Annotated in this window: 25 protein-coding genes; 7 read left to right on the top strand and 18 right to left on the bottom strand. The window is 72.2% G+C overall.

What is annotated here, in order from left to right:
* Window positions 1–52: 52 nt before the first annotated feature.
* The 6 genes from O7609_RS20265 to O7609_RS20240 all read right to left on the bottom strand — a co-directional run bounded on the left by O7609_RS20265 (window position 53) and on the right by O7609_RS20240 (window position 6,230).
* Window positions 53–1,381: an MFS transporter gene (locus tag O7609_RS20265; RefSeq protein ID WP_269735582.1), complete on the bottom strand. Its 1,329-nt coding sequence runs from the start codon at window positions 1,379–1,381 to the stop codon at window positions 53–55.
* Entirely contained in the window at window positions 1,378–1,968 is a 591-nt protein-coding gene (locus tag O7609_RS20260) for a hypothetical protein (RefSeq protein ID WP_269735583.1), read from the bottom strand. The genes O7609_RS20265 and O7609_RS20260 overlap by 4 nt, the downstream gene beginning before the upstream one ends.
* A complete protein-coding gene (locus O7609_RS20255; protein WP_269735584.1) occupies window positions 1,965–3,236 on the bottom strand; it encodes an ATP-grasp domain-containing protein in 1,272 nt (423 codons plus the stop codon). The genes O7609_RS20260 and O7609_RS20255 overlap by 4 nt, the downstream gene beginning before the upstream one ends.
* The gene (locus O7609_RS20250; protein ID WP_269735585.1) at window positions 3,233–4,087 is read right to left on the bottom strand and encodes an SAM-dependent methyltransferase; all 855 of its coding nucleotides are present in this window, start codon (window positions 4,085–4,087) and stop codon (window positions 3,233–3,235) included. Before O7609_RS20250 ends, O7609_RS20255 begins: the two co-directional genes overlap by 4 nt.
* Before the next feature lie 11 nt (window positions 4,088–4,098).
* Window positions 4,099–5,130, bottom strand: coding sequence for a guanitoxin biosynthesis L-enduracididine beta-hydroxylase GntD (gene gntD, locus O7609_RS20245; protein ID WP_269735586.1), 1,032 nt, complete (start codon window positions 5,128–5,130; stop codon window positions 4,099–4,101).
* Window positions 5,131–5,381: 251 nt separating this feature from the next.
* Window positions 5,382–6,230 (bottom strand): SDR family NAD(P)-dependent oxidoreductase, encoded by an 849-nt coding sequence (locus tag O7609_RS20240; RefSeq protein WP_269735587.1) that lies wholly within the window; start codon window positions 6,228–6,230, stop codon window positions 5,382–5,384.
* 240 nt (window positions 6,231–6,470) lie between these two features.
* Between O7609_RS20240 and O7609_RS20235 the strand changes: the two genes are divergently transcribed.
* Together O7609_RS20235 and O7609_RS20230 are read left to right on the top strand one after the other, a co-directional pair.
* Window positions 6,471–7,028 (top strand): TetR/AcrR family transcriptional regulator, encoded by a 558-nt coding sequence (locus tag O7609_RS20235; protein WP_269735588.1) that lies wholly within the window; start codon window positions 6,471–6,473, stop codon window positions 7,026–7,028.
* A gap of 73 nt (window positions 7,029–7,101) precedes the next feature.
* A complete protein-coding gene (locus O7609_RS20230) occupies window positions 7,102–7,683 on the top strand; it encodes a TetR/AcrR family transcriptional regulator (protein WP_269735589.1) in 582 nt (193 codons plus the stop codon).
* A gap of 45 nt (window positions 7,684–7,728) precedes the next feature.
* Here O7609_RS20230 and O7609_RS20225 read toward each other — a convergent pair whose 3' ends face one another.
* Window positions 7,729–8,487, bottom strand: a complete 759-nt coding sequence (locus O7609_RS20225; protein ID WP_269735590.1) for a DUF4190 domain-containing protein — start codon at window positions 8,485–8,487, stop codon at window positions 7,729–7,731.
* Between the two features lie 118 nt (window positions 8,488–8,605).
* Here O7609_RS20225 and O7609_RS20220 point away from each other — a divergent pair, with 118 nt between their 5' ends.
* Window positions 8,606–9,682 carry an adenosine deaminase gene (locus O7609_RS20220; RefSeq protein ID WP_269735591.1) on the top strand — a complete coding sequence of 359 codons (1,077 nt, stop codon included), beginning with the start codon at window positions 8,606–8,608 and terminating at the stop codon, window positions 9,680–9,682.
* Between the two features lie 147 nt (window positions 9,683–9,829).
* Here the strand turns inward: O7609_RS20220 and O7609_RS20215 are convergent, their stop codons facing one another.
* Window positions 9,830–11,263 (bottom strand): gamma-aminobutyraldehyde dehydrogenase, encoded by a 1,434-nt coding sequence (locus O7609_RS20215; protein ID WP_269735592.1) that lies wholly within the window; start codon window positions 11,261–11,263, stop codon window positions 9,830–9,832.
* 164 nt (window positions 11,264–11,427) lie between these two features.
* Here O7609_RS20215 and O7609_RS20210 point away from each other — a divergent pair, with 164 nt between their 5' ends.
* The 4 genes from O7609_RS20210 (at window position 11,428) to O7609_RS20195 (ending at window position 15,555) form a co-directional block, all read left to right on the top strand.
* Entirely contained in the window at window positions 11,428–11,922 is a 495-nt protein-coding gene (locus O7609_RS20210; protein ID WP_219091451.1) for an Lrp/AsnC family transcriptional regulator, read from the top strand.
* The gene (locus tag O7609_RS20205; protein WP_269737182.1) at window positions 11,907–13,286 is read left to right on the top strand and encodes an aspartate aminotransferase family protein; all 1,380 of its coding nucleotides are present in this window, start codon (window positions 11,907–11,909) and stop codon (window positions 13,284–13,286) included. Before O7609_RS20210 ends, O7609_RS20205 begins: the two co-directional genes overlap by 16 nt.
* A gap of 353 nt (window positions 13,287–13,639) precedes the next feature.
* Entirely contained in the window at window positions 13,640–14,443 is an 804-nt protein-coding gene (locus O7609_RS20200; protein WP_269735593.1) for an ABC transporter ATP-binding protein, read from the top strand.
* Entirely contained in the window at window positions 14,425–15,555 is a 1,131-nt protein-coding gene (locus O7609_RS20195) for a hypothetical protein (RefSeq protein WP_269735594.1), read from the top strand. The genes O7609_RS20200 and O7609_RS20195 overlap by 19 nt, the downstream gene beginning before the upstream one ends.
* On the opposite strand, the gene O7609_RS20190 is transcribed toward O7609_RS20195, so the two are convergent.
* The 10 genes from O7609_RS20190 to rpsB form a co-directional block, all read right to left on the bottom strand.
* On the bottom strand, window positions 15,512–16,645 hold the full coding sequence (locus O7609_RS20190; protein WP_269735595.1) for an ABC transporter ATP-binding protein: 1,134 nt from the start codon (window positions 16,643–16,645) through the stop codon (window positions 15,512–15,514). The two genes, O7609_RS20195 and O7609_RS20190, sit on opposite strands and share 44 nt — an antisense overlap.
* A gap of 1 nt (window position 16,646) precedes the next feature.
* The gene (locus O7609_RS20185; RefSeq protein WP_269737183.1) at window positions 16,647–18,260 is read right to left on the bottom strand and encodes an ABC transporter permease; all 1,614 of its coding nucleotides are present in this window, start codon (window positions 18,258–18,260) and stop codon (window positions 16,647–16,649) included.
* 77 nt (window positions 18,261–18,337) lie between these two features.
* On the bottom strand, window positions 18,338–19,441 hold the full coding sequence (locus O7609_RS20180) for a thiamine ABC transporter substrate-binding protein (RefSeq protein ID WP_269735596.1): 1,104 nt from the start codon (window positions 19,439–19,441) through the stop codon (window positions 18,338–18,340).
* A gap of 200 nt (window positions 19,442–19,641) precedes the next feature.
* Window positions 19,642–20,748 (bottom strand): 23S rRNA (adenine(2503)-C(2))-methyltransferase RlmN, encoded by a 1,107-nt coding sequence (rlmN, locus tag O7609_RS20175; protein WP_269735597.1) that lies wholly within the window; start codon window positions 20,746–20,748, stop codon window positions 19,642–19,644.
* 30 nt (window positions 20,749–20,778) lie between these two features.
* Window positions 20,779–21,321: a GNAT family N-acetyltransferase gene (locus tag O7609_RS20170; protein ID WP_269735598.1), complete on the bottom strand. Its 543-nt coding sequence runs from the start codon at window positions 21,319–21,321 to the stop codon at window positions 20,779–20,781.
* A 48-nt stretch (window positions 21,322–21,369) separates the two neighbouring features.
* Window positions 21,370–22,473, bottom strand: coding sequence for a phosphatidate cytidylyltransferase (locus tag O7609_RS20165; RefSeq protein ID WP_269735599.1), 1,104 nt, complete (start codon window positions 22,471–22,473; stop codon window positions 21,370–21,372).
* Window positions 22,474–22,503: 30 nt separating this feature from the next.
* Complete coding sequence (gene frr, locus O7609_RS20160; RefSeq protein ID WP_219091442.1) at window positions 22,504–23,061, bottom strand: ribosome recycling factor; 558 nt, start codon at window positions 23,059–23,061, stop codon at window positions 22,504–22,506.
* 151 nt (window positions 23,062–23,212) lie between these two features.
* Window positions 23,213–23,962, bottom strand: coding sequence for a UMP kinase (pyrH, locus tag O7609_RS20155; RefSeq protein WP_269735600.1), 750 nt, complete (start codon window positions 23,960–23,962; stop codon window positions 23,213–23,215).
* Between the two features lie 137 nt (window positions 23,963–24,099).
* Window positions 24,100–24,936, bottom strand: coding sequence for a translation elongation factor Ts (gene tsf, locus O7609_RS20150; protein ID WP_269735601.1), 837 nt, complete (start codon window positions 24,934–24,936; stop codon window positions 24,100–24,102).
* 162 nt (window positions 24,937–25,098) lie between these two features.
* Window positions 25,099–25,974 (bottom strand): 30S ribosomal protein S2, encoded by an 876-nt coding sequence (gene rpsB / locus O7609_RS20145; protein WP_269735602.1) that lies wholly within the window; start codon window positions 25,972–25,974, stop codon window positions 25,099–25,101.
* Between the last annotated feature and the right edge of the window lie 423 nt (window positions 25,975–26,397).

Here is a 26,397-nt window from a genome sequence, read left to right as displayed (position 1 = left end):
GGCGACGGTGGCGCCCCGCACGGCTTCGTGCGGGGCGCCACCGTCGCCCGTCTCAGGCCCCGGTCTCTTCGGCGACCGGGTCGCCACGCCGCTCGTCCGGCCCGTCGCGGCGCTCCGTCCCACCGTCCCGCCCGGCCTCGTCCACCGGCTCGGGCAGCCGCGGCAGCCTGCGGACCCCGGGAACGAGCAGGACCCAGACGGTGAGCAGCACGATCAGGAGGGCGCCCGTGACCAGAGCCGGTTCCTGCGCCTCCGTCCCGGCGATCGGGGCGGCGACGATGGTCCCCAGCGGGATCAGGGCGAAGGAGCCCAGAGCGTCGTAGGAGCTGACCCTCGACAGCTGCTCGGGAGGCACGCGGCGCTGGAGGGCGGTCTCCCACAGCACAGTGAAGACGTCGATGCACACGCCCGCGCAGAACAGCGCCACCGCGACCGTCCACAGCGGCGACCCCAGGCCGAGCAGCAGCAGCGGAGGGGCGAACCCGCCGATGCAGTACGCCGCGGTCCGCAACGGCCACCTGGGGTTGAGCCGCAGCGCGAACGCCCCGCCGACGAGCAGCCCGGCGGACTGGGCGGCGAGAGCGAAGGCCCACTGCGAGGGGCCGGACGGCGTCTCCTCCGCGACGACGGGGCCCAGCACCCGGATCGCGCCGTGGAACAGCGCGTTGACGATGGCGCACTGCGCGACGATGACCCACACCCAGGTGCGGCTCCGCACCGCCTGCCACCCCTCGACCAGTTCGCGGAGCATGCTGGCGCCGACCGCCGCGGTCTTCCTGCCCCGGCGGGGTATGCCGATGAGGGCGAACGCCGACAGCAGGTACATGACGCCGTTCACGGCGACCGCGCCCCCGGCGCCGATCCACACGATGAGCCCACCCACCAGGGAGGCGCCGCCGATGCTGGCAGCGTTCTGCGACACCCGCAGCAGCGCGTTCGCCGACTGCACGCCTTCCGACCTCACCAGCTCGGGCAGTACCCCCGTCGAGGCGGGGAGGAAGGCCCCGTTCGCGGCGCCGGACAGCGCGGCCAGCGCGATCAGCACAGCCTCCGGATTCCGCTCCGTGAGGAACAGGAACGCCATCCCGGCGTGCGCCGCACCGGCCGTAGCGTCCGAGACGAGCATGACGCCCACCTTGGAGTAGCGATCGGCCAGCACACCGCCGAACAGCAGCATCGCGATCTGAGCGACGGCCCGGGCGAAGAGGAGGAAGCTCAACTCGCGGCCGTCGCCGCCGGGCAGCGCCAACACCGCGAAGGCGAGGCCGACCGGCCCCATCCCGTTGCCGAACAGGACCGAGGTGCGGGCCAGGAGGAGCCGTCGGAACGGCCGGTTGCGCAGGACGTCCCGCTCACTGGCGGTGAGGACCTTCCGCTTCATACCGGCTGCCCCGCTATCTCGGAGCGTTCACCGGCGGCGCGGATGTCCTTCTCGACCTCCACCGTGTTCACACCGGAGACGCGGAACCGCCCAGCCACCTGCTCGCAGTGGGTACCGACCGCGGGGACGACGTGCCCGACGCCGGGCCCGGACTTGGCGTAGAGGGTGTCCGCCTCGCCCAGCAGCGAGACCGCCCGTGTGATGATGCGCGGACGCGGTACAGAGGTCGGAACGAGCAGCCGGCCGGTCCAGGGCAGCCCCATGGGCAGCTCCGGCGGCGCGGCCTCCAGCCCGAGCTGAGGGGCCGCGACCAGCAAACCCCGCTCCTGAAGGCCGAGCAGGCCGGTGAGCGGACCGTGCGCAGCGATCAGCCCCGCCACGGCAGCGACAACCTGGTCCAGGTTGTCGGGGGCGCGCACGACCGCGAACCCGGCGGCGCTCCCGGGCGCCCGGGCGGCGGCCTCCGCCGTGGTCGCACAGGTGACCACGGCCCGGCGGCGGTCGCGGAAGCTCTCGTACTCGGCGAACCGCTCCGTCCACCGGTTGGGGACCAGGACGTGGTCGTGTGCCGCGGGCGGGCCGGTCACGCCCCGTCTCCCCTCGGGCCCGGGTCGGGCTCGTAGAGGTCTCCGGAAGCCTCCACGGCACGGATCGCGTCCGCCGTCTCCTCCACCTCCCGCCAGGTGTCGGCCAGGAGGTAGACCAGCCCTGGACAGGTGAGCAGGTCCCGGGTGCGCTGGACCGGCGTTCCCGGCTCCAGCGCACCACCGCGGATCCCGGCGAAGGCCGGCAGCGCCAGCAACTTCTCCAGAGCCGGACCCGACCGGATGCGACCGTCCACCGGCGACCTGAGCGCGAGGATGCCCAGCTCCCGGTGCAGCGTGTAGCGCGGTGGCCTTCGCAGCAGGCGTTCGGGCGTCAGATAGGCCTCGGCGGTCAGCGAGATGTGGTGGTGCCCCACGGCGGCGTTCAGCGCCCGCTGTTCGATCAGCCCGGTAGTCCGGGCCGCCGTCTCGATGAGCAGCAGCCCGCGCTCGGTCAGCATGACCTCGGTGTGGGCCGCCCCGTACCGGATGTCCAGCGCATCCAGGACGTCGTGGGTGTAGGACACGATGCGGTCCTGCAGCGGTCCCTCGGCCGGCAGCAGCCGCTGCCGGTCGTAGATCTGGTGCCCGTCGCTGTAGAACGAGTCGAACTTCCAGATCTCGCCGACACGGTGGCTACCGTCAACGCTGACCGAGTTCACCAGGTACTGTTGCCCGTCGAGGAACTCCTGGCACAGGACACTTTCGTTGACGAGGCCGAGCCGGTTGAGCGTCCCGACCGTCGCCTGGACAGCGGCCCGCACCTGCCCGGCGTCCTCGCACACCGCGACGCCGTCGGAGCCCGCACTGTCCCGCGGCTTGACCACGACGGGCCACCGGCCGCGCCGTTCGGCCCACGTGGCCATCACGTCCGGATCGGACCCCACGACGTGGTCAGGGGCGGGCACCCCGCACGCCCGCAACCGGTCGGCCATGGCGGCCTTGTCCCGGCGGGCGCCACTGAACTCCGTGGAGTTGCCCGGCACCCCGAAGAACTCGGCCAGCTCGTCGGCCAGTTCCACACCAGTCTCGGTACCTGGCAGCACGGCAACGACGGGCAGTCCGCGCAGCCGCTCCGCGACGGAGGGCCCGTCCCGCTCGACGCGCACGACCTCGCGGAAGTGCTCGGGGCGGAAGCTGCGCAGGAAGGACTCGGGCGTCGTCGACGAGCTGAACACCGCCACCGAGTCCCATCCCCCGTCGTCGAAGAAGGGCGCGAGGTGGGAGCCGCTGCCGAACGGGTCGACGATGACCGCTGCGGGCCGCGTCATCGGAGCCCGCAGCTTCGCGCCTGGGGCATCAGACCCGCTTCGTTCTGCGGCGACAGCCGCGAGTTGAGTTCTGCCTTGAGGTAGTGCTCAAGGCTGTGCGGCGTACCTCCCCGCCGCCGGACCTCGTCGGCGAGGTACTCCGTCCAGGAGAAGACCCCGAGATCGAGGCGGTTGGGCACGTCACGGGCACCGTCCGGCCGGGTCGCGACGAACCACCGGTGGTCCAGTGTGTGCGGGGCGTCGACGAATGTCAGCCGGAGGCCGGCCTCCTCGGCGGTGGCGGCCAGCGTGGCGGGCCGGTACCGCTGGATCTCCGGATACGTCCAGCCCTCCTCCTCGCTGTCTTTCTCGCCGGGCAGGTAGGCGCCCACGAACACGCCGTCCTCCGCAAGCACGTGCGCGACCTGCTGGAAACACTGGGAGACCTGTCCGGGCGCGGCGTGCATGAAGATGCCGCTCGCCATCACGTAGTCGAAGGTGCGGCCGAAGCCCCGGGCGTCGAAGTCGGGGTTGTACCGGAACGATGGGCGCTTGAGCTCGACGAGCTCATGGCCCAGTTCGGCGGCGATGCCCTCTTCGACACTCCAGCGGGCCGGGTCGATGCCGTGGTAGCGCCCGGGGCCGAGGTACACGAGGGAGAACCGGCCGCCGCGCAGGGAACCGCAGCCGAGGTCGAGCAGAGTGTCGTTCTCCCGCATGCCCAGCAGCAGGAGGACGACGAACTGCAGGGCGCCGAGCCGGTCGTAGTAGTCGGGCGGGCCGACCCACGCGCGGTGCTGGCGGTCCCCCATCACCGCGTCGCGGCCGTCCGCGGAGATCTCGAAGGGGTTGGTCGATGGCTCGGGATTCATCGCTTCTCCACTCAATAAACGACGCGGTCCTGCGAGCTGACCCGGAGCGCCCGGGTCTTGCGCAGGTCCCGGACGATGAAGGAGCGCTTGAGCCAGCGGTCCGTGCCGTCGAAGCGACCGGGGATCTCGCGCCGCCCATGGACGGCCTTGAAGTTATCGATGAAGAAGAGGTCTCCGGGGGCCAGGACGATGTCGCGCAACGCGTTGTTCACGGCGTCCTTGAGCCGGTCGAAGGCCTTGGCCGCCGCGACATCGTCCCCGAAGTCGGCGATGTAGTGGGGGTGGACGCGGATGTAGGGGCTGTCTTCCGAGCCGAAGAGCGCAGGGACGAGTTCGGGCTCGTGGTACATGCGCTGGACCTGCGCGTGCCCGCGAGCGGCCAGGTCGAGTGCGAGCCCCGAGGCCTCCGCTGACATCTCCCGCTCGGCCCGGTTGCCCTCGTCCGGCAGGAACGGGTAGGCGGGACGGAACAGCTCGAACCTGGTCTCCGCGTCAAGGTCGAGGTCGTCGACGGAGGCGTAGGTCGTCGCCACGCGGTCGTGGTTGCGCAGGCACAGGAGCGCCACGTAGTCCATGCGCTCGGGGTGGAAGGCGTCCTCGGTGTGCCAGTACAGCTGGTCGGTGCTGGTGCCCAGCTGCCCGCCCTCGTTGCCGGCGATCGGCAGCACCTCGTGCACCATGTGGGCCCCCTGCTCGGTCGCCCACGCGACGGTCTCGCCCAGGAGGTGAGAGGCGAGCTGGAGGTAGAAGTCCTGCCGCCTGGTGCGGGCCACGGCCTCCCGGTCGTTCCAGTGACCCGGCGTGCGGCCGATCGAAGCGTCGTCGAACCGCCAGCCGCTCACCCGGCACACCGGCGCGTGCTCCCGGAGTTTGAACCGGGCGAGCCCGCTGCGCAGCGTGCCGGGGAGTTCGTGGGCCCGCACGACCGCCTCGTCGAGGAAGTCCGGGTCCTCGACGCTGTCGTACCGCGCGTCGAGATCGTTCACGATCTGGTCGATGATCTGTGCGTCGTCAGGACTGAGATCGATCTGGAACATCGTCATCCCCCTGGAGCTACCTGAAAGCAGTTCACTACGGTGCGTTCAGACCGCCGCAGAGGACGCTGTGGTGAGGAGCGTGGGGAGCGACTGCGAACACTGTCCGCCGCGACGGTCTGTGCCTGGTACCGCGCTGGTGCAACTCGCAGAGCAAGGCTCCAACTACGTTTTTTCGCTGGCAAGTTCGCGATGACGTCATCATGACGCCAGTCGCGAAGATGACAGGGCAAGACTCCGACGCGTAAGTCCACCCCCGGTCAGCCGCCCGTGCCGGGTTCCGGAGCGCTGCCGCCACGCACGTCCTCGGGCCCCAGGACCTTGCGGGTGACCCGCTCGGCCAGGGCCGCGACCAGGGCGCGCGGACGCCGCGGCGAGAGGTGGGCGCCCAGCGCGTTGCCGAGCCCCGGCGTGACGTAGGCACGGTCCCGGTCGAGCGCGCGCAGCGCCGCGCGGACGACGGGTTCCGGCTGCGCGAACCCGCCGGCGACCGCGGCCCTGCGGGTGCCGATCGCCTCGAAGAAGCCCGTCTCGACCGGGCCGGGACACAGGGCCGTGACCCGGACTCCGCGGCCGCGGCACTCCTGACGCAGCGCCAGCGAGAAGGTGAGGACGAAAGACTTTGCGGCGCCGTAGACCGCGAAGTACGGGCTCGGCTGGTAGCCCGCCGTGGAGCCGACGTTGAGGACGGCGCCGCCGCCGCGGGCCAGCATGCCGGGCAGCAGGGCGTGGGTGAGGCCGACCAGTGCCACGACGTTGACCATCAGCTGGTCGTGGTCGCGCCGCGGCTCGATCTCCTCGAACCGCCCGCAGGTGCCGAACCCGGCGTTGTTCACCAGCACGCCGATGTCCAGGCCGCGTTCGGCGAGGCCTTCGGCGATACGCCGGGCGGCGTCCGGCTCCGCGAGGTCCTGGACGAGGACGTGGGCCGCCACGCCGTACGTCGTGCGCAGCCGCTCGGCGAGCGCGTGGAGACGCTCCGCGGACCGCGCCGTCAGCACCACGTCGTGTCCGCGGGCCGCGAGTTGGGCGGCGAACTCGGTGCCGAGGCCGGAGGACGCTCCGGTGACCAGGGCGGTGGGCCGGGTCTGCGCCACTGAACGGGACATCGCTCTCCCCTTGATCGACATCACACGATACAGAACGAGAGAGTAGCCACTTGAGCGATAACTGCAACATGCTTGTCTCAGATAAGGCCGATCAGCGGTTCCGCTGGACGTCCCCGCCCGCCGCGTCGAAGAATTCGGGCAGCCATCCGCCCCAGCCGCGAAGGAACTCCCCTCCGAGAACCGGGGTTCTCCCGCTGGGAGTCAGGGCAGCCATCAGTCACTTCGGGAGGGAGGCCGGCCATGCAGGAGGACACGTCCGCTCATGTGGTCGCGGTCGCGGACGAGCTGTTCTACACCCACGGCGTCCATGCGGTGACCATGCAGCGCATCCGGGACGCCAGCGGAGTACCGCTCAAGACCCTCTACCGGCTCTTCCCCTCCAAGAACGTCCTGTTGGCCGCCTGTCTGGCACGGCGGGACCGGATCGCCCGGAGCGCGATCCGGGACTACGTCGGCGCCGCCGAGGACCCGGTGGAGCGGGCCCTGGGCCTCTTCGACTTCCTGCACGACTGGTTCCGGCAACCCGGCTTCCACGGGTGCGTGTTCGCCGGCGCGTTCGGCGAGGCCGGAGCGGCGGCCCCGGAGGTCGTGGCCGCCGTCCAGGCCCACAAGCAGGCGCTGCGCGACCTGGCGACCGAACTGGCCGCGCAGGCGCGGGCGAAGGACCCACGGTCCGTCGGCGCACAGCTGGCGGTGCTGTTCGACGGTGCGATGGCCCTGGCCACGTTCACCGGCGACCTCGACGCCGCCCAGCACGCCCGGCGCACGGCACGGACGGTGCTGGACACCGCGGTCTGACCGCACGGGCGCGCGCCCGCGGGCCTGCGCGTATCGTGTCCGCTGACGCGATATCCGGGAGGCCGGGGTTCCGATGGCGAAGAGCGGTGGGCGGGCGCTCCGGGCGGACGCCGAGCGCAGCGTCCGCGTGATCCTGGAGGCGGCCGAGCGCGTCCTCGCCGCCGACCCCGGTGCGTCCGTCGAGCAGATCGCCGAGGCCGCGGGCGTCGCCCGCACGACGGTGCACCGGCGGTTCGCCAACCGGCAGGCGCTGATCGAGGCGCTCACCGAGTCCGCCGTGGCGCAGCTGGCCGAGGCGGTGGAGGACGGCCGCCCCGACACCGCCCCGCCGCTCGTCGCCCTGCATCGCATCACCGCCAACGTGCTGCGCGTCAAGGGCGCGTGGGGCTTCGCCCTGGGCCGCCCCGCCGAGCCGGACAGCGCGGCCTCCGCGGGCTGGGACGCGGTGGGCGCCCGCTGTCTCGAACTCCTGGCCCGCGCGCGGGAGGAGGGGCTCCTCGCCCCCTCCGCCGACCTGGCGTGGGTGCGGCGCGTGTACTACGCGCTGATCGGCGAGGCCTTCCACCACGACGGCCGCGACCCGAACCCGGACGCCCGCGCCGCCCTCGTCGTCGACACGCTGCTCCACGGAGTGGGCCGACGGCCCGCCGGTTAGTGCCGGTCCGTAGGCGGCGGCCGGGGCGGCCACCGCCTACGGGCCTCAGTTCCCCGGCGCGCGCGGGGCCGTCGTGAACGCGTCGTAGCCCCGGTACGGGTCGTCGTAGTAGTCGGGCTCCTCGTCGAAACCACCCGTCATCCCGATGACGAGCAGGACGACGAAGAGGGCCGAGAGCACGGTCGTGATGATGCCGAGCACGAGGCCGGCCGTGGCCTGTCCGGAACCGTGCACGTCACCGCGCCGGATGCCGCGCCGGGCGGCGACGGCCAGGCAGAGGGCGATCGGGCCGCAGATGATGCCGACGAGTGCGCCGAAGAACGTGAGTGTCAGTGTGAGACCGACGATGCCGAGCACCATGGCCGCCGTGCAGATCCCGCTCGTCTCCGGGGTGGGCGGCAACTGCTGCCACGGCGCCCCGTAGGGGTAGGCGGCGCCGGGACCGTAGGCGGGCCCGCCGCCGAAGCCGTACCCGTAGCCCTGCACCGGCCCGGCCGCCGCGGGCGGACCCGGCTGCGGCGGAATTCCGGGGCCGTACGGCGGGCCCGCGGACTGCTGGACGGCCGCGGGGGGCGGCATGGGCGCCGGCGGCACGGGCGGCACCCGGGAGCCCCCGCCGGGGTGCACGGAGAAGTCGGTCACGGTCTGCTGCTCCGCCACCGGCGGTACCGGCGGCCCGGGCGGGGCCGGCTGGGCGTCCCCCTTCTCCAGGGAGCCGCGCTGCCCGGGCGGGGCCCAGGGGTTCGGCTGCTCCGGGCCCGGCCCGGGGTGACCGCCGCCCCGTGCCCCGTCGTCCTGCGTCATCGCGCCCCTCCCCATCCGGTGTCCCGCCATCGTATGCCGGGCGCCGCGAGGGGCGGCATACGATGGACGGCGGCCTCACGGCCATGTCCCCCGGAGGTGTTCTAGCGGAGGTGCACCCTTGTCAGAACCGACCGACCTGACGGTCCCGGACGAGCTGGCCGGATTCATCGCGGGCCTACCCAAGGCCGAACTGCACGTACACCACGTGGGTTCGGCGTCGCCGCGGATCGTGGCCGAACTCGCGGCCCGCCACCCGGACGCCAGGGTCCCGGCCGACGAGAAGGCGCTGGCCGAGTTCTTCGTCTTCCGGGACTTCGCGCACTTCATCGAGATCTACCTCTCCGTCGTCGACCTCATCCGCGACGCCGAGGACGTGCGGTTGCTCACGTTCGAGATCGCCCGCGAGATGGCCGGGCAGAACATCCGGTACGCGGAGCTGACGGTCACCCCGTTCAGCTCCACCCGGCGCGGCATTCCCGACGTGGCGTTCATGGAGGCCATAGAAGACGCGCGGAAGGCCGCGGGCAGCGAGCTGGGCGTCACCCTGCGCTGGTGCTTCGACATTCCCGGCGAGGCCGGGCTGGAGGCCGCGGAGGAGACCGTACGGCAGGCCTGCGAGCTGCGGCCGGACGGCCTGGTCTCCTTCGGGCTCGGCGGTCCCGAGATCGGCGTGCCCCGCCCGCAGTTCAAGCCGTACTTCGACCGGGCCGTCGCCGAGGGGCTGCGCAGCGTGCCGCACGCGGGCGAGACCACCGGGCCCGGCACCGTCTGGGACGCCCTGACCCATCTGCGCGCCGAGCGCATCGGGCACGGCACGAGCGCCCCGCGGGACCCGAGGCTGCTGGAGCACCTGGCCGAGCGGCGCATCCCGCTGGAGGTCTGCCCGACGTCCAACATCGCCACGCGCGCGGTGGAGAACCTGGCGGAGCACCCGGTGCGCGAGATGGTGGCGGCGGGCGCGCTGGTGACCATCAACAGCGACGACCCGCCGATGTTCGGCACCGATCTGAACACCGAGTACGGCATCGCCGCCCGCCTGCTCGACCTGGACGAGGCGGGGCTCGCCGGGCTGGCGAAGAACGCGGTGGAGGCGTCCTTCCTGGAGACCCCGGCGAAGGCGGCGCTCACGGCGGAGATCGACGCCTACCTCACGGCGTACCTGGCCCGGCGCTCCGAGGCCCTCCGCCGGCCCTGACCCGCCCCGCCGGGGGCGGACCGAGGCCGGGCCGGGCGAGGCCAAGGGCCCCGGGACGACGCCCCGGGGCCCTTCCGCCGCCAGGGTGAGCGACGGCGGGGGTCCGGCGGTCTGACGGACCCCCGGACCCCCGCGTACGGACACCCCTTACAGCGCGGTCATCACGTGCTTGACGCGGGTGTAGTCGTCGAAGCCGTAGGCCGAGAGGTCCTTGCCGTAGCCGGACTTCTTGAAGCCGCCGTGCGGCATCTCCGCGACCAGCGGGATGTGGGTGTTGATCCACACACAGCCGAAGTCCAGCGCCCTCGACAGCCGCATGGCGCGACCGTGGTCGGAGGTCCACACCGAGGAGGCGAGGGCGTACTCGACACCGTTGGCCCACTCGACGGCCTGCTCGTCGTCGCTGAAGCGCTGGACGGTGATGACCGGGCCGAAGACCTCGTTCTGGACGATCTCGTCGTCCTGCTTGAGGCCGGAGACGACGGTCGGGGCGAAGAAGTAGCCCGTGTCGCCGACCCGTTCGCCGCCCGTCTCGACCTTGGCGTGGGCAGGGAGCCGCTCGATGAAGCCCTCCACCTTCTCCAGGTGGACGGAGTTGTTGAGCGGGCCGTAGAAGCAGTCCTCGTCGCCCAGATCGCCCGTCTTGACCTCGGCGGCGGCCTTGGCCAGGGCGGAGACGAACTCGTCGTGGACGCTGTCGTGGACGAGGACGCGGGTGGCGGCCGTGCAGTCCTGCCCGGCGTTGAAGAACCCGGCGTCGCGGATGCCCTCGACGGCGGCGGGGATGTCGGCGTCACCGAAGACGACGACGGGCGCCTTGCCGCCCAGCTCCAGGTGGACGCGCTTGACGTCCTTGGCCGCGCTGGCGGCGACCTCCATGCCGGCCCGTACGGAACCGGTGATCGAGGCCATGGCCGGCGTCCTGTGCTCGACCATCGAACGGCCCGTGTCCCGGTCGCCGCAGACGACGTTGAAGACGCCCTTGGGCAGGATCGAGCCCAGCACCTCGGCGAGGAAGACGGCCGAGGCCGGCGTCGTGTCCGAGGGCTTGAGGACGACCGTGTTGCCCGCGGCGATGGCCGGGGCGAACTTCCACACGGCCATCATCATCGGGTAGTTCCACGGCGCGACCTGGGCGCACACACCCACGGGCTCGCGCCGGACGAAGGACGTCATGCCCTCCATGTACTCGCCCGCGGACTTGCCCTCCAGCATGCGGGCGGCACCGGCGAAGAACCGGATCTGGTCGAGCATCATCGGCAGTTCCTCCTGCCGGGTCAGCTCCAGGGGCTTGCCGGTGTCCTTGCACTCGACGGCCAGCAGTTCGTCGGCCCGTGCCTCCAGGGCGTCGGCGATCTTCAGCAGGGCCAGCTGCCGGGCGCCCGGCGTGGTGTCGCGCCAGGCCGGGAAGGCGGCCTCGGCCGCGGCCATCGCCGCGTCCACGTCCGCCGGGGACGAGAGGGCGGCCAAGGCGTAGGTCTCGCCGGTAGCCGGGTCGACCACCTCGGTGGTCCGCCCGTCGGAGGCGTCCCGGAATTCCCCGTCGATGTAGTTGCGCAGCCGACGCAGCTCGGTGGTCACGTCAACACCCTCCTGCTCCGTTGTCCAATGGGTGAGACATACACCTTAACCGCCAGACCCACGTTTTCAACAGGGCGACTCCCCCGTAACTGCGAAATCAGTCGTGGAAACAGCGACACACAACGAAAAACATCGCTCACGGCTTGCATGACGGAGCAGACCTCATGCACAGTGGGGTCGTGGCTCGTGATGAGAAGAAACCGAACGGCACCGGATCGATCGACGCCGTCTCCCTGGCCATCATCGAACAGCTCCAGGAAGACGGGCGGCGACCGTACGCCGCCATCGGCAAGGCCGTGGGCCTGTCCGAGGCGGCGGTGCGCCAACGCGTGCAGAAGCTGCAGGACCAGGGCGTCATGCAGATCGTCGCCGTGACGGATCCGCTGACCGTCGGGCTGCTGCGGCAGGCCATGGTCGGCATCAACGTCGACGGCGATCTCGAGCCCGTGGCCGAAGCCCTCGCGGAGCTGGAGGAGGTGGCCTATGTCGTCATGACGGCCGGGTCGTTCGACCTCCTCGTCGAGATCGTCTGCGAGGACGACGAGCACTTGCTCGAAATGATCAGCAAGCGCATCCGCACGCTGCCCGGCGTCCGGTCCACCGAGAGCTTCGTCTACCTCAAGCTGCGCAAGCAGACCTACACCTGGGGAACCCGATAACCGTGAGCAAGGACCTCTCCCGTACCGCGTACGACCACCTGTGGATGCACTTCACCCGCATGTCGTCGTACGAGAACGCCCCCGTACCGACCATCGTGCGCGGCGAGGGCACCTACATCTACGACGACAAGGGCAAGCGCTACCTCGACGGACTCGCGGGGCTGTTCGTCGTCCAGGCAGGGCACGGCCGCTCCGAGCTGGCCGAGGCCGCCGCGAAGCAGGCCCAGGAGCTGGCCTTCTTCCCGGTGTGGTCCTATGCCCACCCCAAGGCCGTCGAGCTGGCCGAGCGGCTGGCCCAGCACGCCCCCGGTGACCTGAACAAGGTCTTCTTCACCACCGGTGGCGGTGAGGCCGTCGAGACCGCGTGGAAGCTGGCCAAGCAGTACCACAAGCTCACCGGGAACCCCACCAAGTACAAGGTGATCTCGCGGGCCGTCGCCTACCACGGCACCCCGCAGGGCGCCCTGTCCATCACCGGCCTGCCCGCGCTCAAGGCCCCCTTCGAGCCGCTGGTCCCCGGCGCGCACAAGGTGCCCAACACCAACATCTACCGCGCCCCGATCCACGGTGACGACCCGGAGGCCTTCGGCCGCTGGGCCGCCGACCAGATCGAGCAGCAGATCCTCTTCGAGGGCCCGGAGACGGTGGCCGCCGTCTTCCTGGAGCCGGTGCAGAACGCCGGCGGCTGCTTCCCGCCGCCGCCCGGCTACTTCCAGCGCGTGCGCGAGATCTGCGACCAGTACGACGTGCTGCTCGTCTCCGACGAGGTCATCTGCGCCTTCGGCCGCCTCGGCACGGTCTTCGCCTGTGACAAGTTCGGCTACGTGCCGGACATCATCACCTGCGCCAAGGGCATGACGTCGGGCTACTCCCCGATCGGCGCCGCGATCGTCTCCGACCGCCTCGCCGAGCCGTTCTACCAGGGGGACAACACCTTCCTGCACGGCTACACCTTCGGCGGCCACCCCGTCTCGGCCGCCGTGGCGCTGGCGAACCTCGACATCTTCGAGCGCGAGGGCCTCAACCAGCACGTGCTGGACAACGAGAGCGCCTTCCACGGAACGCTGAGCAAGCTGCTCGACCTGCCGATCGTCGGCGACGTCCGCGGCAACGGCTACTTCTACGGCATCGAGCTCGTGAAGGACAAGGCCACCAAGGAGACGTTCAACGAGGAGGAGACCGAGCGCGTCCTGTACGGCTTCCTCTCCAAGGCGCTCTTCGACAACGGCCTCTACTGCCGCGCCGACGACCGGGGCGACCCGGTCGTGCAGCTCGCGCCGCCGCTCATCTCGGACCAGAGCACCTTCGACGAGATCGAGCAGACCCTCCGCGCGGTGCTGACGGAGGCGTGGACCAGGCTCTGATCCACACACGCCGGGCCACGTGCCCGGATCCGCGCGCTCCGGGCACCGGCCCGGCACGTGGCTGCGGCCACCGGCCAGGCCCGCACCACCCCGGTCATCCCAGACCGCCGTACCGGGGCGCTCTCCCTCATCCGCCCCGGCACGGCACCGGGCGCGACGCGTCCGCCGCGTCGCGCCCGGCGGGATGCCCGCCCGCCCCCGGCCCGTCCGTCCCCGGGTTCGTCCGTCCCCGGTTCGGACCGGCCGTCGCGGACCGGCCGTCTGCGGACCCGCGTCACCCGGGTGGAGCAACCTGCGCCGCGCCCCGCGCCCGGCGGCCCCGAGCGGCCGCCTCGCCTCCTTACCGTGCAGGAATGGCGTCCCCCGAGAACCCTCCCTCCGGCCCGCGCACCGGTGAGGCACTCCTCAGCGCCCGCGGGCTGCACTGCTCCTACGGCCCCTCCCCCGCGCTCCTCGGCGTCTCGCTCGACATCGCCGAGGGCGAGATCGTCGCCGTCACCGGGCCGCGCGGCAGCGGCAGGAGCACCCTGCTGCACTGCCTGAGCGGCCGGCTGCTCCCCCACCAGGGCAAGGTGCTCTTCGACGGACTCGCCGTCCACACCCTCCCCCCGGCCGACCGCGAGCGGCTGTGCCGCGACCGCTTCGGCTGGATCGGGGACGAGCCCGCCCTCGTCCCCGAGCTCACCGTCTGGGAGAACACCGCCCTCCCGCTGATGCTCGTGGGCGCCGGCCGCCGCGCGGCCCGCCGCGGCGCGCAGGAGTGGCTGGAGCGCCTGGACGTCGCCGACTGCGCGCGCAAGCGCCCGGCCGAGCTTCCCCAGGCCCGGCGGCAGCGCGTCGCCGTCGCGCGGGCCCTCGTCCACGGCCCGCAGGTCCTCTTCGCCGACGAGCCCACCGCGCCCCTGCACACGGCCGACCGGGCCCAGGTGCTGCGCACCCTCACCACCGCCGTCCGCTCCCACGGCATCACCCTCGTCCTGACCGGCCCGGACAGCGGCGCCCCGGACGGAGCCCCCGGCACGCCCCCGGCGCCCCGCGAGGCCCTCATCGACCGGACCGTGCGGCTGCGCGACGGCCGCACCGCCACCCGGCCCACCCCGGGGGCCACCACCGCCACCAGCGCAGAGGATCAGGAATCGTGCTCCCTCTCCGTCTGATCCGCGGCTCGCGGGCTCTCACCCAGCTCCCCCGGCTCACCGTCGCCGCCGCCGCGGCCGGCGTCGGCTTCCTTCTGCTGTCCGCCCTCAGCTACGCCCTCGCCCACCCCGGGGACGCCGGCGTCGCCGTCCCCCGGCTGCTGTGGTGCCTTGTCCCGCTGGCCGCCACCGTCCACCTCGCCCTCGTCGTCGCGCGCACCGACCCCGGGCCCCGGTCCCGGGCCGCGCTCGACGCCCTCGGGCTCCGCACGGCCGGGCTGCCGCTGCTGTCCGCCGTCCAGATCGCGGCGTGCTGTCTGCTCGGCAGCGGGCTCGCCCTGCTCGTCTTCCTCTACCTGCGCGGAGACGTCGTCGGGCTGCCCTTCGACGGCGCCGCGGGCGAGCTGCTCGCCGCCGGCCGCCCCGTCCCCCTCGTGGCCACCGTCACCCTGCTGCTGACGGTGCCGCTCGCCGCCGCCGGGGCCAGCGCGCTGAGCCTGCGGGCCGCCGCCGCCCGCAGGCCGGCGTCACCGCAGCCCGTCCTCGACCGGCCCGGGCCCCGGCCCCCGCTGCCCGCCGGCCTGCCCTACGGCGTCGGGCTGGTCGGGCTCGGCCTCGCCCTGGAGGCCTTCGCGGCCCGGGACGCCGCGGGGGTACCGCCCGGTGTCATCGTCGGCTGGCTGCTGACCGCGCTCGGCCTGGCCCTGGCGGGCCCGGGCCTCACCCGCCTCACCGGCCGCCTCCTCGCCGCCTTCCGGCCCGGGGCGACCCGGCTGCTCGCGGGCCGTTTCCTCCAGGAGGAGGCCACGCTGATCGGCGCCCCGATCGGCGTCCTGTGCGCGGCGGGCTGCGGGGGCGTAGCCGCCCTCTACGTCTACGGCCCCGACGACTCGCCCGGGCCGCTGGCCGTCCTCGGGGGCGCCGTCGTCGTGCTCTGCGCGCTGACGGGCGTGCTCACCGCGGCCGCCGGAGCCCGCACGGCACTGGCTCCGGCCCGCGCCGCGCTCGCCCAGCTCGGCGCCAGCCGGGAACTGCTCCGGCGGGCCGCCGCCCTGCGCGCGGCGTCGGTGCTCGTCGTGCTCGTTCCGGTCACCTGGGGAGTGGCGCGGCTGGCCGCGCTGCCCCTGTCCTAGTCGGCCCGCCGTCAGCCGCGACGGGCGGCAGGCGGACGATCTCCGCCGCGTCGAAGCGCGGACGCACGGCCTCCCCGACGGCGGGCGCGTCCCGCAGGGCGCAGGACGCCTCCAGCCGGGGCGCCCCCTCGACGTCGAGCAGCACGGCGAGGTGGTCGCCCCGGAAGGTGCGGGCCAGCACCCGCGCCCGCGGCCCGTCGCCCGGGCCGTCCTCGGAGCCCTTCCCGGGGCCCTTCCCCGCGCCGACCAGCCGCACCCCGGCCGGGCGCACCAGCAGCGTGCACTCCCCCTCCGGCGTGCCAGGCGGAACCGGCAGCGGCCCCCAGGCGGTGTGCGCGGTCTCGGCGCCGGGCTCCTTCACGGTGGCGGCGATCAGGTTGTCGAAGCCGAGGAAACGCGCCACGAAGGCGGAGGCGGGCCGCTGCCACACCTCCATGGGCGTACCGCTCTGCGCCACCCGGCCCTCCGCCATGATCACGACGCGGTGGGCCAGCGCGAACGCCTCCCCCTGGTCGTGGGTGACGGCGAGGACGGTGGTGCCCAGCCGGTCGAAGAGCTGCCGCAACTCGACGACGAGCCGCTCCCGCAGGCCGCGGTCGAGCTGGCCGAGCGGTTCGTCGAGCATGAGCAGCCGCGGCTCGGGTGCCAGCGCCCGCGCCAGCGCCACCCGCTGCTGCTCCCCGCCGGACAGCGAGGCGACGGCACGCCCGCCGGAGCCCGGCAGACCGACGAGGTCGAGCAGCTCCGCGACGCGGGCGGCGGCCCGGTCCCGGCGCACGCCCTGCATGCGCAGCCCGAAGGCCACGTTCCCGGCGACGTCGCGTTGCGGGAAGAGCTGGTGGTCCTGGAACATCAGCCCGAGCCCGCGCCGGTGGGCGGGGATGCCGGCCTGGTCGCGTCCGGCGAGCCGGACGCGGCCGGCGTCGGTCTCCTGCAGGCCCGCGACGGCCCGCAGCAGCGTGGACTTCCCGCTGCCGCTGGGGCCCAGCACGCACACCGTCTCCCGCTCGTCCACCGCCAGCCCGACGGCGTCGAGCACCGCCCGCTCACCGAAGCGGACGGTCAGGGCCTCCACGTCGAGCGACGCCATGTCAGAACTCCCCCGAGGTGTTGGTGCGGGCGCGCTCCAGGGCGAGCAGCCCGGCCGCGCAGACGAGCATGAGAACGGTGCTGAGGGCCATCGCCTGCCCGTAGTTGAGCTCGCCCGCCCGGCCGAGGAGCCGGGAGACGGCCACCGGGAGGGTGGGCGAGTCGGCGCGCGCGATGAAGACCGTCGCCCCGAACTCGCCGAGCGAGACGGCGAAGGCGAACCCGGCGGCGACGGCGAGCGCCCGCCGCACCAGGGGCAGGTCCACCTCGCGCCAGGCCCGCAGCGGGGTGGCCCCCAGCACGGCGGCGGCCTCGCGCAGCCGCTCGTCGACGGCCCGCAGCACCGGCAGCATCGTGCGGACGACGAACGGCACGCCCACCAGCGCCTGCGCGAGCGGCACGAGGAGCCAGGAGGACCGCAGGTCGAGGGGAGGCTCGTCCAGGGCGATGAGGAACCCGAAGCCGACGGTGACGGCCGAGGTGCCCAGCGGCAGCATGAGCAGGGCGTCGAAGCCGCGGACGAACCGTCCGGCCCTACGGGTGAGGGCGGCGGCGGCCAGCCCGCCGACGAGGACGGCGATGAGCGTGGCCACCGCCGCGTAGGCGAGGGAGTTGCCCACGGCCTCGATGGCCGGGACGACGAAGGTGCTGGTCGCGTCGGCCGGCGCCGCCAGCTCCCGGTAGAACAGCAGCCCGTACCCGTCCGGGGTGGCCAGCGAGCGTTCCACGAGGACGGCCAGCGGGGCGAGCAGCAGGACGACGATGACGGCCAGTTGCGAGGCCATCAGCGTCCACTGCCCCGCGCCGCGCGGCGCCCGCGCGGTGTGCGCGGCGTCGACGAGACGCAGCGCCGACTCGCGGCGCCGCACCGTCCAGGCGTGGACGGCCAGCAGCGCACCCACGGCGGCGAACTGCAGGAGGCTCAGCACGGCGGCGGTCGGCAGGTCCAGGAACTGGGCGGTCTGCCGGTAGATCTCCACCTCCAGCGTGGCGTAGCGGGCGCCGCCGAGGATCTGGACGACGCCGAAGGAGGTGAAGGTGAACAGGAAGACCATGAGGGCGGCGGCGGCCACCGCGGGGGCCAGCGCGGGCAGCGTGACGCGGCGCCAGGCCGCGAAGGGGGAGGCGCCGAGCAGCCGGGCGGCCTCCTCCTGGCGCGGGTCGAGCTGCGCCCACAGCCCGCCCACCGTCCGGACGACGACGGCGTAGTTGAAGAAGACGTGGGCGAGGAGGATGGCCCACAGGGAGGTGTCCAGGCGCACGCCCCATGCCCCGTCCAGCAGTCCGCCGCGCCCGAGGAGCGCGAGGAAGGCCGAGCCGACGACGACGGTGGGCAGCACGAACGGCACGGTGACCACCGCGCGCAACAGCCGCTTGCCGGGGAAGTCGAGGCGGGCGAAGACGTAGGCGCCGGGGAGGGCGACGGCCAGGGTCAGCGCGGTGGACGCGGCGGCCTGGCCGACGGTGAAGCCGACGACGTCCAGCGTCACCGGGTCCGTCAGCACCTCCCAGGCGCGCCTGAAGCGCCAGCGCCCGCCCTCGCGCAGCCCGCGCGCCACGATCGCGGTGACGGGATAGCCGAAGAGGACGGCGAAGAACGCCACGGGCACGGCCATGAGCCCGAGCCGTACCGCGAGTCCGCGTCGCCCGCCCCCCGCGCGGGCGACGCGGACGGTTCCGGTTCGCCCCTCGGTCACCGCATCAGCGCGGACCACTGCTTGACCCACTGCTCCCGGCTGGCGTCGATCTTCTCCGGGCTGACGGTGTGCGGGTCCTCGACGTCGGCGCCGTACCGCTCGAAGATCTCGGGCAGCTCGGCGTCCCCGTGCGCCGGGGCGACGAACATGTTCAGCGGGATGTCCTCCTGGAAGGAGGTGCCCAGCATGAAGTCGAGAAGAGCCTTGCCGCCCTCGGGGTTGTCCGCGCCCCTGAGCAGTCCGGCGAACTCCGTCTGCTGGAAGCAGGTTCCGGTGGCGACGCCGGTCGGCGCCTGCTCGGGGTTCTCCTCGGTGCCGTAGAGCACCTCGGCGACCGGGCTGGAGGCGTAGGAGACGACGAGCGGGCGGTCCCCGTCCCGGCCCCCGGAGGAGCCGCTGAAGAGGTCGTTGTAGGACTGCTCCCAGCCCTCGGACTGGATGACGCCGTTGGCCTTCAGGTCCTTCCAGTAGTCCTGCCAGCCCTCCTCCCCGTAGGCGCCGACGGTGGCCAGGAGGAAGGCCAGACCGGGTGAGGACGTCGCCGGGTTCTGCACGACGAGGAGGTCCTCGTACGCCGGGTCGGTGAGGTCGTCGAGGGTCTGGGGCGGCTCGACGCCCTGGTCGGCGAAGTACGCCCGGTCGTAGTTGACGCAGACGGCGCCGGTGTCCACGGGCGTCACGCGGTGCTGCTCCGCGTCGAGCTGGAGCTTGTCGTCGACGCCGTCGAGCCCCGCCGCCTCGTAGGGGGTGAACACCCCGGCGTCCAGGGCCCGGGAGAGCAGGGTGTTGTCCACCCCGAACAGGACGTCGCCCTCGGGGTTGCCGGCGCTGAGGACGGCCTTGTTGACCATGACCCCGGCGTCCCCGCTCTGGAGCACCTCCACGCGGTAGCCGGTCTCCTGGGTGAACTGCTTCAGGACGTCCTCGGAGACGACGAAGGAGCCATGCGTGACGAGGGTGACCGTCTCGTCCTTCTTTCCGGACGAGCCGGAGTCGTCGGAGTCGTCGGAGGCCCCGCAGCCCACCAGCAGGGCAGTGCCCAGCGTCGCGGCGAGGGCTCCCTTGAGCGTCGTGCTGAACACGGTCGTACTGCGCTTCATCGTGCTGCCTTCGGGTACGGGCGCATGCGGGCAGCACGAGAGGTTCCGAACTTCCTACCCAGCATGACCTGGGCGAGGTTCGAGGGTCTGCGGTTCCTTGTTCGAGGCCTACCGCACTCTCAGCGCTGCGCGCTCCCCTGTCGGATGGTTATACGTATGTTCGGACGATACCAGCGCCCGGCCGTGCCCCAGCCGCGGTCTCAGCGCTCGGACGCGGCGAGCTGGCCGCAGGCGCCGTCGATCTCCTGGCCCCGGGTGTCCCGGACCGTCACCGGAACACCGTGCCGTTCCAGGGCGCGGACGAACTCCCGCTCGTCCTCCGGACGGGACGCCGTCCACTTCGAACCCGGCGTCGGGTTCAGCGGGATCAGGTTGACGTGCACCCGCTTGCCCTTGAGCAGCCGGCCCAGCAGGTCCGCCCGCCACGCCTGGTCGTTGATGTCCCGGATCAGCGCGTACTCGATCGACACCCGCCGACCGGAGACCTCGGCGTACTCCCACGCCGCGTCCAGCACCTCGCGCACCTTCCACCGCGTGTTGACCGGCACGAGGGTGTCGCGCAGCTCGTCGTCGGGCGCGTGCAGCGAGACGGCGAGCCGGCACTTGAAGCCCTCGTCCGTGAAGCGCCGCATCGCCGGAACCAGACCGACGGTCGAAACCGTGATGCCGCGCTGGGAGAGCCCCACCCCGTCCGGGGCCGGGTCCGTCAGCCGCCGGATGGCACCCACGAGCCGCTTGTAGTTGGCCAGCGGCTCGCCCATGCCCATGAAGACGATGTTGGACAGCCGCGCGGGCCCGCCGGTCACCTCGCCGTCGCGCAGGGCCCGCATGCCCTCCACGATCTGGTGCACGATCTCCGCCGTCGACAGGTTCCGGTCGAGACCGGCCTGCCCCGTCGCACAGAACGGGCAGTTCATCCCGCAGCCGGCCTGCGAGGAGACGCACATCGTGACGCGGTCCGGGTAGCGCATGAGCACCGACTCGACCAGCGTTCCGTCGTGCAGCCGCCACAGCGTCTTGCGGGTGTCCCCGTCGTCGCAGCTGATGTGCCGGACGACCGTCATCAGCTCCGGCAGCAGCTCCGCCGCCAGCTTCTCCCGCGCCGCGGCCGGGATGTCCGTCCACTGCCCGGGGTCGTGCGCGTACCGGCCGAAGTAGTGCTGGGAGAGCTGCCTGGCCCGGAACGGCTTCTCCCCGATCCCGGCCACCGCCTCCTTGCGCTCGACGGGTGCGAGGTCGGCGAGGTGCCGCGGCGGCTTGGCAGCCCCCCGCGGCGCGACAAAGGTCAGTTCTCCAGGCGCAGGCATAACCCGTCCAGTGTCGCAGATCGTCCGGCGTCACCCGACCGGCCGCCCACGCCCCGGCGGACGGCTCCGGTGATACCGCACCTCCGCCACCTCTCGGCCCTCGTAGCTCTCCGCCTGCACGGCGCCGTCCGGCCGGTATCCGGCCGCCTCGTAGAAGCGCCTGGCCCGCGCGTTGTCCCGCAGCACCCACAGGGCGCATCCCGCCCAGCCCTCGTCCCGCCACAACCCGGTGTGCACGGCCTCGACGAGGGCACGCCCCACACCCGTGCCCACCAGCTCCGGGCGGACGTACAGGGCGTACAGCTCGCCCGTGTCCGGCTCGGGCGGCGTGCCGCGGTAGGGCCCGTAGGCGGCCCAGCCCACCGCGCCCGTCCCGTCGTCGGCCACCAGCTGCACGGCTCGTGAGCGGGGACCGGCGAAGGCCTCACGACGGCGTCGGGCGTCCTCCTCGACGCTCATCGCGTCCAGGTGCGGCTGCGGCAGGATCCCGGCGTACGCCGTCTGCCAGCCGCGCACGCGCAGGTCGGCGACGGCGTCGACGTCGTCCCGGCACATCTCGCGTATCCGAAGCACCCCGGCACGCTAACGCGGGGAGAGCGGACGCGGCGCGGGGTATTCGGCTCAGCCGGTGCCGACGAAGACGACGAGGAGGAGCCAGACGACGGGGGCGGTCGGGAGGAGGGAGTCGAGGCGGTCCATGATGCCGCCGTGGCCGGGCAGGAGCCTGCCCATGTCCTTGATGCCCAGGTCCCGTTTGATCATGGACTCGCCCAGGTCGCCGAGGGTGGCGCTGGCGGCCACGGCGAGGCCCAGCAGCAGGCCCTGCCACCAGGTGCCGTCCGTGATGAGGAACTGCAGGCACAGGGCACCGGCGATCATGGCGAAGGCGACGGCGCCCAGCAGCCCTTCCCGGGTCTTGCCGGGGCTGATGCGCGGGGCGAGCTTGCGCTTGCCGAAGCGCCAGCCGACCGCGTAGGCGCCGGTGTCGCTCACCACGGTCAGCAGGAGGAACGTCAGCACCCGCTGCGCACCGTCGTCGGCGGCGAGCATGAGCGCGACGAACGTGGCGAGGAAGGGCACGTAGAAGGCCGTGAAGACCCCGGCCGTGACGTCCTTGAGGTAGCCGTGCGGCGTCTGCGCCATCCGCCACACCAGGACGGCGAGGCAGGTCAGGGCCATCGCCACCCAGGCCGCCTCGGCGCCGCCCACGTATCCGGCGACGACCATCGCCGGCCCGCCGAGGGCCAGCGGCACCAGCGGCGCGTGGATGCCCTTGCGCTCGGCCAGCCGGGACGTCAGCTCCCACAGGCCGACGACGACGGCGAGCGCGATCACCGCGACGAAGACGTCCTTGACGAGGAACAGCGACGCCAGGATGACGGCGCCGAGCCCCACGCCGACCCCTATGGCAGCGCGCAGGTCACGGCCTGCCCGCTTCGCGCGGCCGGGCGGCGAAGCGGGCACGGAGGTCGCCGGGGACGCTCCGGGCCCCGGGTCTCCTGGCGGGAGGGGCGGGCTGCCGCCGGTGGCAGCCCCGTCCGGCGCGGGGCCGGTGGGGCCGCCGTGCTCCCCCTGGTTTCCGTCGGCGTCGGGCACGATGGGCATGGGCCGAGTCTGCGCCGGATCGCGGACGTCGTGTACGGGACCCGCCGACGGGACGTTCCCGGAGCCGGGACGGAACCCGTGCCCGGTGGGCGGCGGCGCACCCCAGGGTGAGTCGTTCACTGATTGCAGCCCTTATACCTTGAAGAACCGTCAGACCTCGAGCAGCTCGGCTTCCTTGTGCTTGAGCAGCTCGTCGATCTGGCCGACGTACTTCGAGGTGGTGTCGTCCAGTTCCTTCTCGGCGCGGCGGCCCTCGTCCTCGCCGACCTCGCCGTCCTTGATGGCCTTGTCGATGGTCTCCTTGGCCTTGCGGCGGACGCTGCGGATGGACACCTTCGCGTCCTCGCCCTTGCCCTTGGCGACCTTGATGTACTGCTTGCGCCGTTCCTCGGTCAGCTCCGGGAAGACCACCCGGATGATGGTGCCGTCGTTCGACGGGTTGACCCCGAGGTCGGAGTCGCGGATGGCCTGCTCGATGTTGCGGAGCGCGCTCTTGTCGAACGGGGTCACGACGGCCATGCGCGGCTCGGGGACCGAGAAGGACGCCAACTGGTTGATCGGGGTCGCCGCCCCGTAGTAGTCGGCCACGATCTTGTTGAACATGGCCGGGTGCGCGCGTCCGGTACGGATCGCGGCGAAGTCCTCCTTGGCGACGACGACCGCCTTCTCCATCTTCTCCTCGGCTTCGAGGAGGGTCTCTTCGATCACCACGTGCTCCTGGTTCGATGACTGGGCGGATTGAGCGGGTTCGGACGGTGCCCCCGGCCTCCCGGCCTCCGCGGAGTACCGGGTGTCGCGGGCAGAGCCCAGGTGCCTGCACGGTGTCCGACCGGCAGGCCCGTGTCCACCGGGGCGGAGGTCAGCCCCTGTTGCTCTGGCTGCTGACCAGCGTGCCGATCTTCTCACCCTGGACCGCCCGCGCGATATTCCCCTCGGCGAGCAGCTCGAAGACGAGGATCGGCAGCTTGTTGTCGCGGCACAGGGTGATCGCGGTCATGTCCGCCACCTTGAGGTCCCGGGTGATGACCTCGTCGTAGCTGAGGGCGTCGAACTTGACCGCTTCCGTGTTCTTGGCCGGGTCGGAGTCGTAGACGCCGTCGACGCCGTTCTTCCCCATGAGCATCGCCTCGGCGTGGATCTCCAGAGCGCGCTGGGCCGCGGTGGTGTCCGTGGAGAAGTAGGGCATGCCCATGCCCGCGCCGAAGATGACGACCCGGCCCTTCTCCAGGTGCCGGATCGCACGCAGCGGGATGTACGGCTCGGCGACCTGCCCCATGGTGATGGCGGTCTGCACGCGCGAGTCGATGCCCTCCTTTTCCAGGAAGTCCTGGAGGGCGAGGCAGTTCATGACCGTGCCGAGCATCCCCATGTAGTCGGAACGGGCCCGGTCCATGCCGCGGACCTGCAGCTCGGCTCCGCGGAAGAAGTTGCCACCGCCGATGACGACGGCGATCTGCGCACCGTCCCGCACGACGGCCGAGATCTCCCGGGCGATCTTGTGCACGATGTCGGGGTCGACGCCCAGACCGCCGCCGCCAGAGAACGCCTCGCCGGAGAGCTTCAGCAGAAAACGGCGGGGAACGTCGGGGTCGGTTTCGGTCCTGCTCATGGGAATCTCCTCGTGCACATACGAGGAAGGCCATTGCCGGTGCGGAACTGGCGGGTTCCTGTGGCAATGGCCTCCTCGTAGCGGCTTGTCCGGGCTGCCGTGTGCCCGACCCTACAGCGGCCGGGCCCGGGGGTCGCTCAGGCTCCGACGCGGATCCGCGCGAAGCGGCTCAGCGAGACGCCGGCCTCGTCCAGGACCTTCTGGACGGTCTTCTTGTTGTCCTTCGCGAAGGGCTGGTCAAGGAGGCAGTTCTCCTTGAAGAAGCCGTTGACACGCCCCTCGACGATCTTCGGCAGGGCGGCCTCGGGCTTGCCCTCCTCCTTCGCGGTGGCCTCGGCGACACGGCGCTCGTTCTCCACCGTCTCGGCCGGAACCTCGTCGCGGGAGACGTACTTCGGCGCGAAGGCCGCGATGTGCTGCGCGACGTCCTTGGCGACCTCGGCGTTCTCCTTGTCGAGCTGCACGAGCACGCCCACCTGCGGCGGCAGGTCCGGGTTGGTGCGGTGCAGGTAGGTGGCGACGTAGCCGCCGGAGAACTGGGCGAAGCGGTCCAGGACGATCTTCTCGCCGAGCTCGGCGTTCTTCTCGTCCACGAAGGCCTGGACGGTCTTGCCGCTCTCGATCTCGGAGGCGAGCAGGGCGGCGGTGTCGGCCGGCGAGGTGGCGGCGATGTGCGCGGCGACGGTGCTCACGGCGGCCTGGAACTTGTCACCCTTGGCGACGAAGTCCGTCTCGCACTTCAGCTCGACCAGCACGCCGGAGGCCTTGTCGTCGGCGATGAGCGCGGCGACGGCGCCGTTCTCGGCGGTGCGGGACTCGCGCTTGGCCACGCCCTTCTGGCCCTTGACGCGCAGGATCTCGACGGCCTTGTCGACGTTGCCGTCGCCCTCGTCGAGCGCCTTCTTGCAGTCCATCATGCCGGCGCCGGTGAGCTCCCGGAGCTTCTTGACGTCAGCGGCGGTGTAGTTCGCCATGGGGTGAATCTCTTCCCGAAAAGTCGATGAAGGAAATCGAGTGGTCTGTGTCGAGCCCGGGTGCGACGGGATCGACCCGATTCAGGTGCGGGCGCACGGCGGGGCGGGCGCGTTCGCGCCCCGCTCCCGCCGTGCTCCTGACATACACGGTGTGCCCGGGTGTCAGCCCTGCTGCTCGGTCGGGGCCTCGGAGGGCTTCTCCTCGGCCTTCTCCTCGGCCGGCTTCTCCTCGGCGGGCTTGGCCTCGGTGGCCTCCGCCGCCTTCTCGCCCTCCAGCAGGTTCCGCTCCCACTCCGGCAGCGGCTCGGCCACGGCCTGCTCGCCGCCGCCCTTGCCCTCGGCGGCGCCGGAACGGGCGATGAGGCCCTCGGCGACCGCGTCGGCGATCACGCGGGTGAGCAGGGTGACGGAGCGGATCGCGTCGTCGTTGCCCGGGATCTTGTAGTCGACCTCGTCCGGGTCGCAGTTGGTGTCCAGGATCGCGACGACCGGGATGTTCAGCTTCCGGGCCTCGCCGACGGCGATGTGCTCCTTCTTGGTGTCCACGATCCAGACGGCGCTGGGCACCTTCTGCATGTCGCGGATACCGCCGAGCGTCTTCTCCAGCTTCGCCTTCTCGCGGGAGAGGACCAGCAGCTCCTTCTTGGTGAGGCCGGAGGCGGCCACGTCCTCGAAGTCGATCTGCTCCAGCTCCTTGAGGCGCTGCAGCCGCTTGTGCACGGTCGAGAAGTTGGTCAGCATGCCGCCGAGCCAGCGCTGGTTGACGAACGGCATGCCCACGCGCGTCGCCTGCTCGGCGATCGCCTCCTGGGCCTGCTTCTTGGTGCCGACGAACATGACGGTGCCGCCGTGGGCGACCGTCTCCTTGACGAACTCGTAGGCGCGGTCGATGTACGACAGCGACTGGAGCAGGTCGATGATGTAGATGCCGTTGCGCTCGGTGAAGATGAAGCGCTTCATCTTCGGGTTCCAGCGGCGGGTCTGGTGCCCGAAGTGGACGCCGCTCTCCAGCAGCTCCCGCATCGTGACGACGGCCATGGCCGTTCTCCTTGTTGTGTCCTCGGTTGTCGGCGACGGCCGGTGGCCGTGCCCCTGACGCCCCGGACGCGTCGTGCCCGACGAGCGGCCCCGTCCACACGGTGGGGCGGCTTGTCAGGACCGGGATACGCGGCCACCCGACGGTAGAGCCGACGAGGTGGCGGGGCGTGCGAAGTCGACCCGGTGACCCGGGTCGCCAGCAGAAGTGTACGGGAACCGCCGCACGCCAAGCGACACGCTCGGTTGTTCGCCGGTTTGTCCACAACCGGCGAGTAGTCCACAGCTTCCGCGCGGGTGCGACGCCCGGCCGCCGAAGCTGCCACGCTGCACCCATGAGGCAGTCACCTTGCGTCGCAAGATCGTCACCTACTGTCTTTCCGGGTGCCCGGCCGGGCGCGCGGCCGACCGGCCTGCCGGGCGCCC

The sequence above is a fragment of the Streptomyces sp. WMMC1477 genome (assembly GCF_027460245.1).
Lineage (GTDB): Bacteria > Actinomycetota > Actinomycetes > Streptomycetales > Streptomycetaceae > Streptomyces.
Note: the sequence above shows the minus strand (reverse complement) of the source record. Positions and strands in the feature narration are given on the sequence as shown.

Coding starts and splice junctions, on each gene's coding strand:
- O7609_RS20265 (WP_269735582.1), bottom strand. CDS start 1,381: ATGAAGCGGAAGGTCCTCACCGCCAGTGAGCGGGACGTCCTGCGCAAC.
- O7609_RS20255 (WP_269735584.1), bottom strand. CDS start 3,236: ATGACGCGGCCCGCAGCGGTCATCGTCGACCCGTTCGGCAGCGGCTCC.
- O7609_RS20250 (WP_269735585.1), bottom strand. CDS start 4,087: ATGAATCCCGAGCCATCGACCAACCCCTTCGAGATCTCCGCGGACGGC.
- gntD (WP_269735586.1), bottom strand. CDS start 5,130: ATGACGATGTTCCAGATCGATCTCAGTCCTGACGACGCACAGATCATC.
- O7609_RS20240 (WP_269735587.1), bottom strand. CDS start 6,230: ATGTCCCGTTCAGTGGCGCAGACCCGGCCCACCGCCCTGGTCACCGGA.
- O7609_RS20235 (WP_269735588.1), top strand. CDS start 6,471: ATGCAGGAGGACACGTCCGCTCATGTGGTCGCGGTCGCGGACGAGCTG.
- O7609_RS20230 (WP_269735589.1), top strand. CDS start 7,102: ATGGCGAAGAGCGGTGGGCGGGCGCTCCGGGCGGACGCCGAGCGCAGC.
- O7609_RS20225 (WP_269735590.1), bottom strand. CDS start 8,487: ATGACGCAGGACGACGGGGCACGGGGCGGCGGTCACCCCGGGCCGGGC.
- O7609_RS20210 (WP_219091451.1), top strand. CDS start 11,428: ATGCACAGTGGGGTCGTGGCTCGTGATGAGAAGAAACCGAACGGCACC.
- O7609_RS20200 (WP_269735593.1), top strand. CDS start 13,640: ATGGCGTCCCCCGAGAACCCTCCCTCCGGCCCGCGCACCGGTGAGGCA.
- O7609_RS20190 (WP_269735595.1), bottom strand. CDS start 16,645: ATGGCGTCGCTCGACGTGGAGGCCCTGACCGTCCGCTTCGGTGAGCGG.
- O7609_RS20185 (WP_269737183.1), bottom strand. CDS start 18,260: ATGGCCGTGCCCGTGGCGTTCTTCGCCGTCCTCTTCGGCTATCCCGTC.
- O7609_RS20180 (WP_269735596.1), bottom strand. CDS start 19,441: ATGAAGCGCAGTACGACCGTGTTCAGCACGACGCTCAAGGGAGCCCTC.
- rlmN (WP_269735597.1), bottom strand. CDS start 20,748: ATGCCTGCGCCTGGAGAACTGACCTTTGTCGCGCCGCGGGGGGCTGCC.
- pyrH (WP_269735600.1), bottom strand. CDS start 23,962: ATGAGCAGGACCGAAACCGACCCCGACGTTCCCCGCCGTTTTCTGCTG.
- tsf (WP_269735601.1), bottom strand. CDS start 24,936: ATGGCGAACTACACCGCCGCTGACGTCAAGAAGCTCCGGGAGCTCACC.
- rpsB (WP_269735602.1), bottom strand. CDS start 25,974: ATGGCCGTCGTCACGATGCGGGAGCTGCTGGAGAGCGGCGTCCACTTC.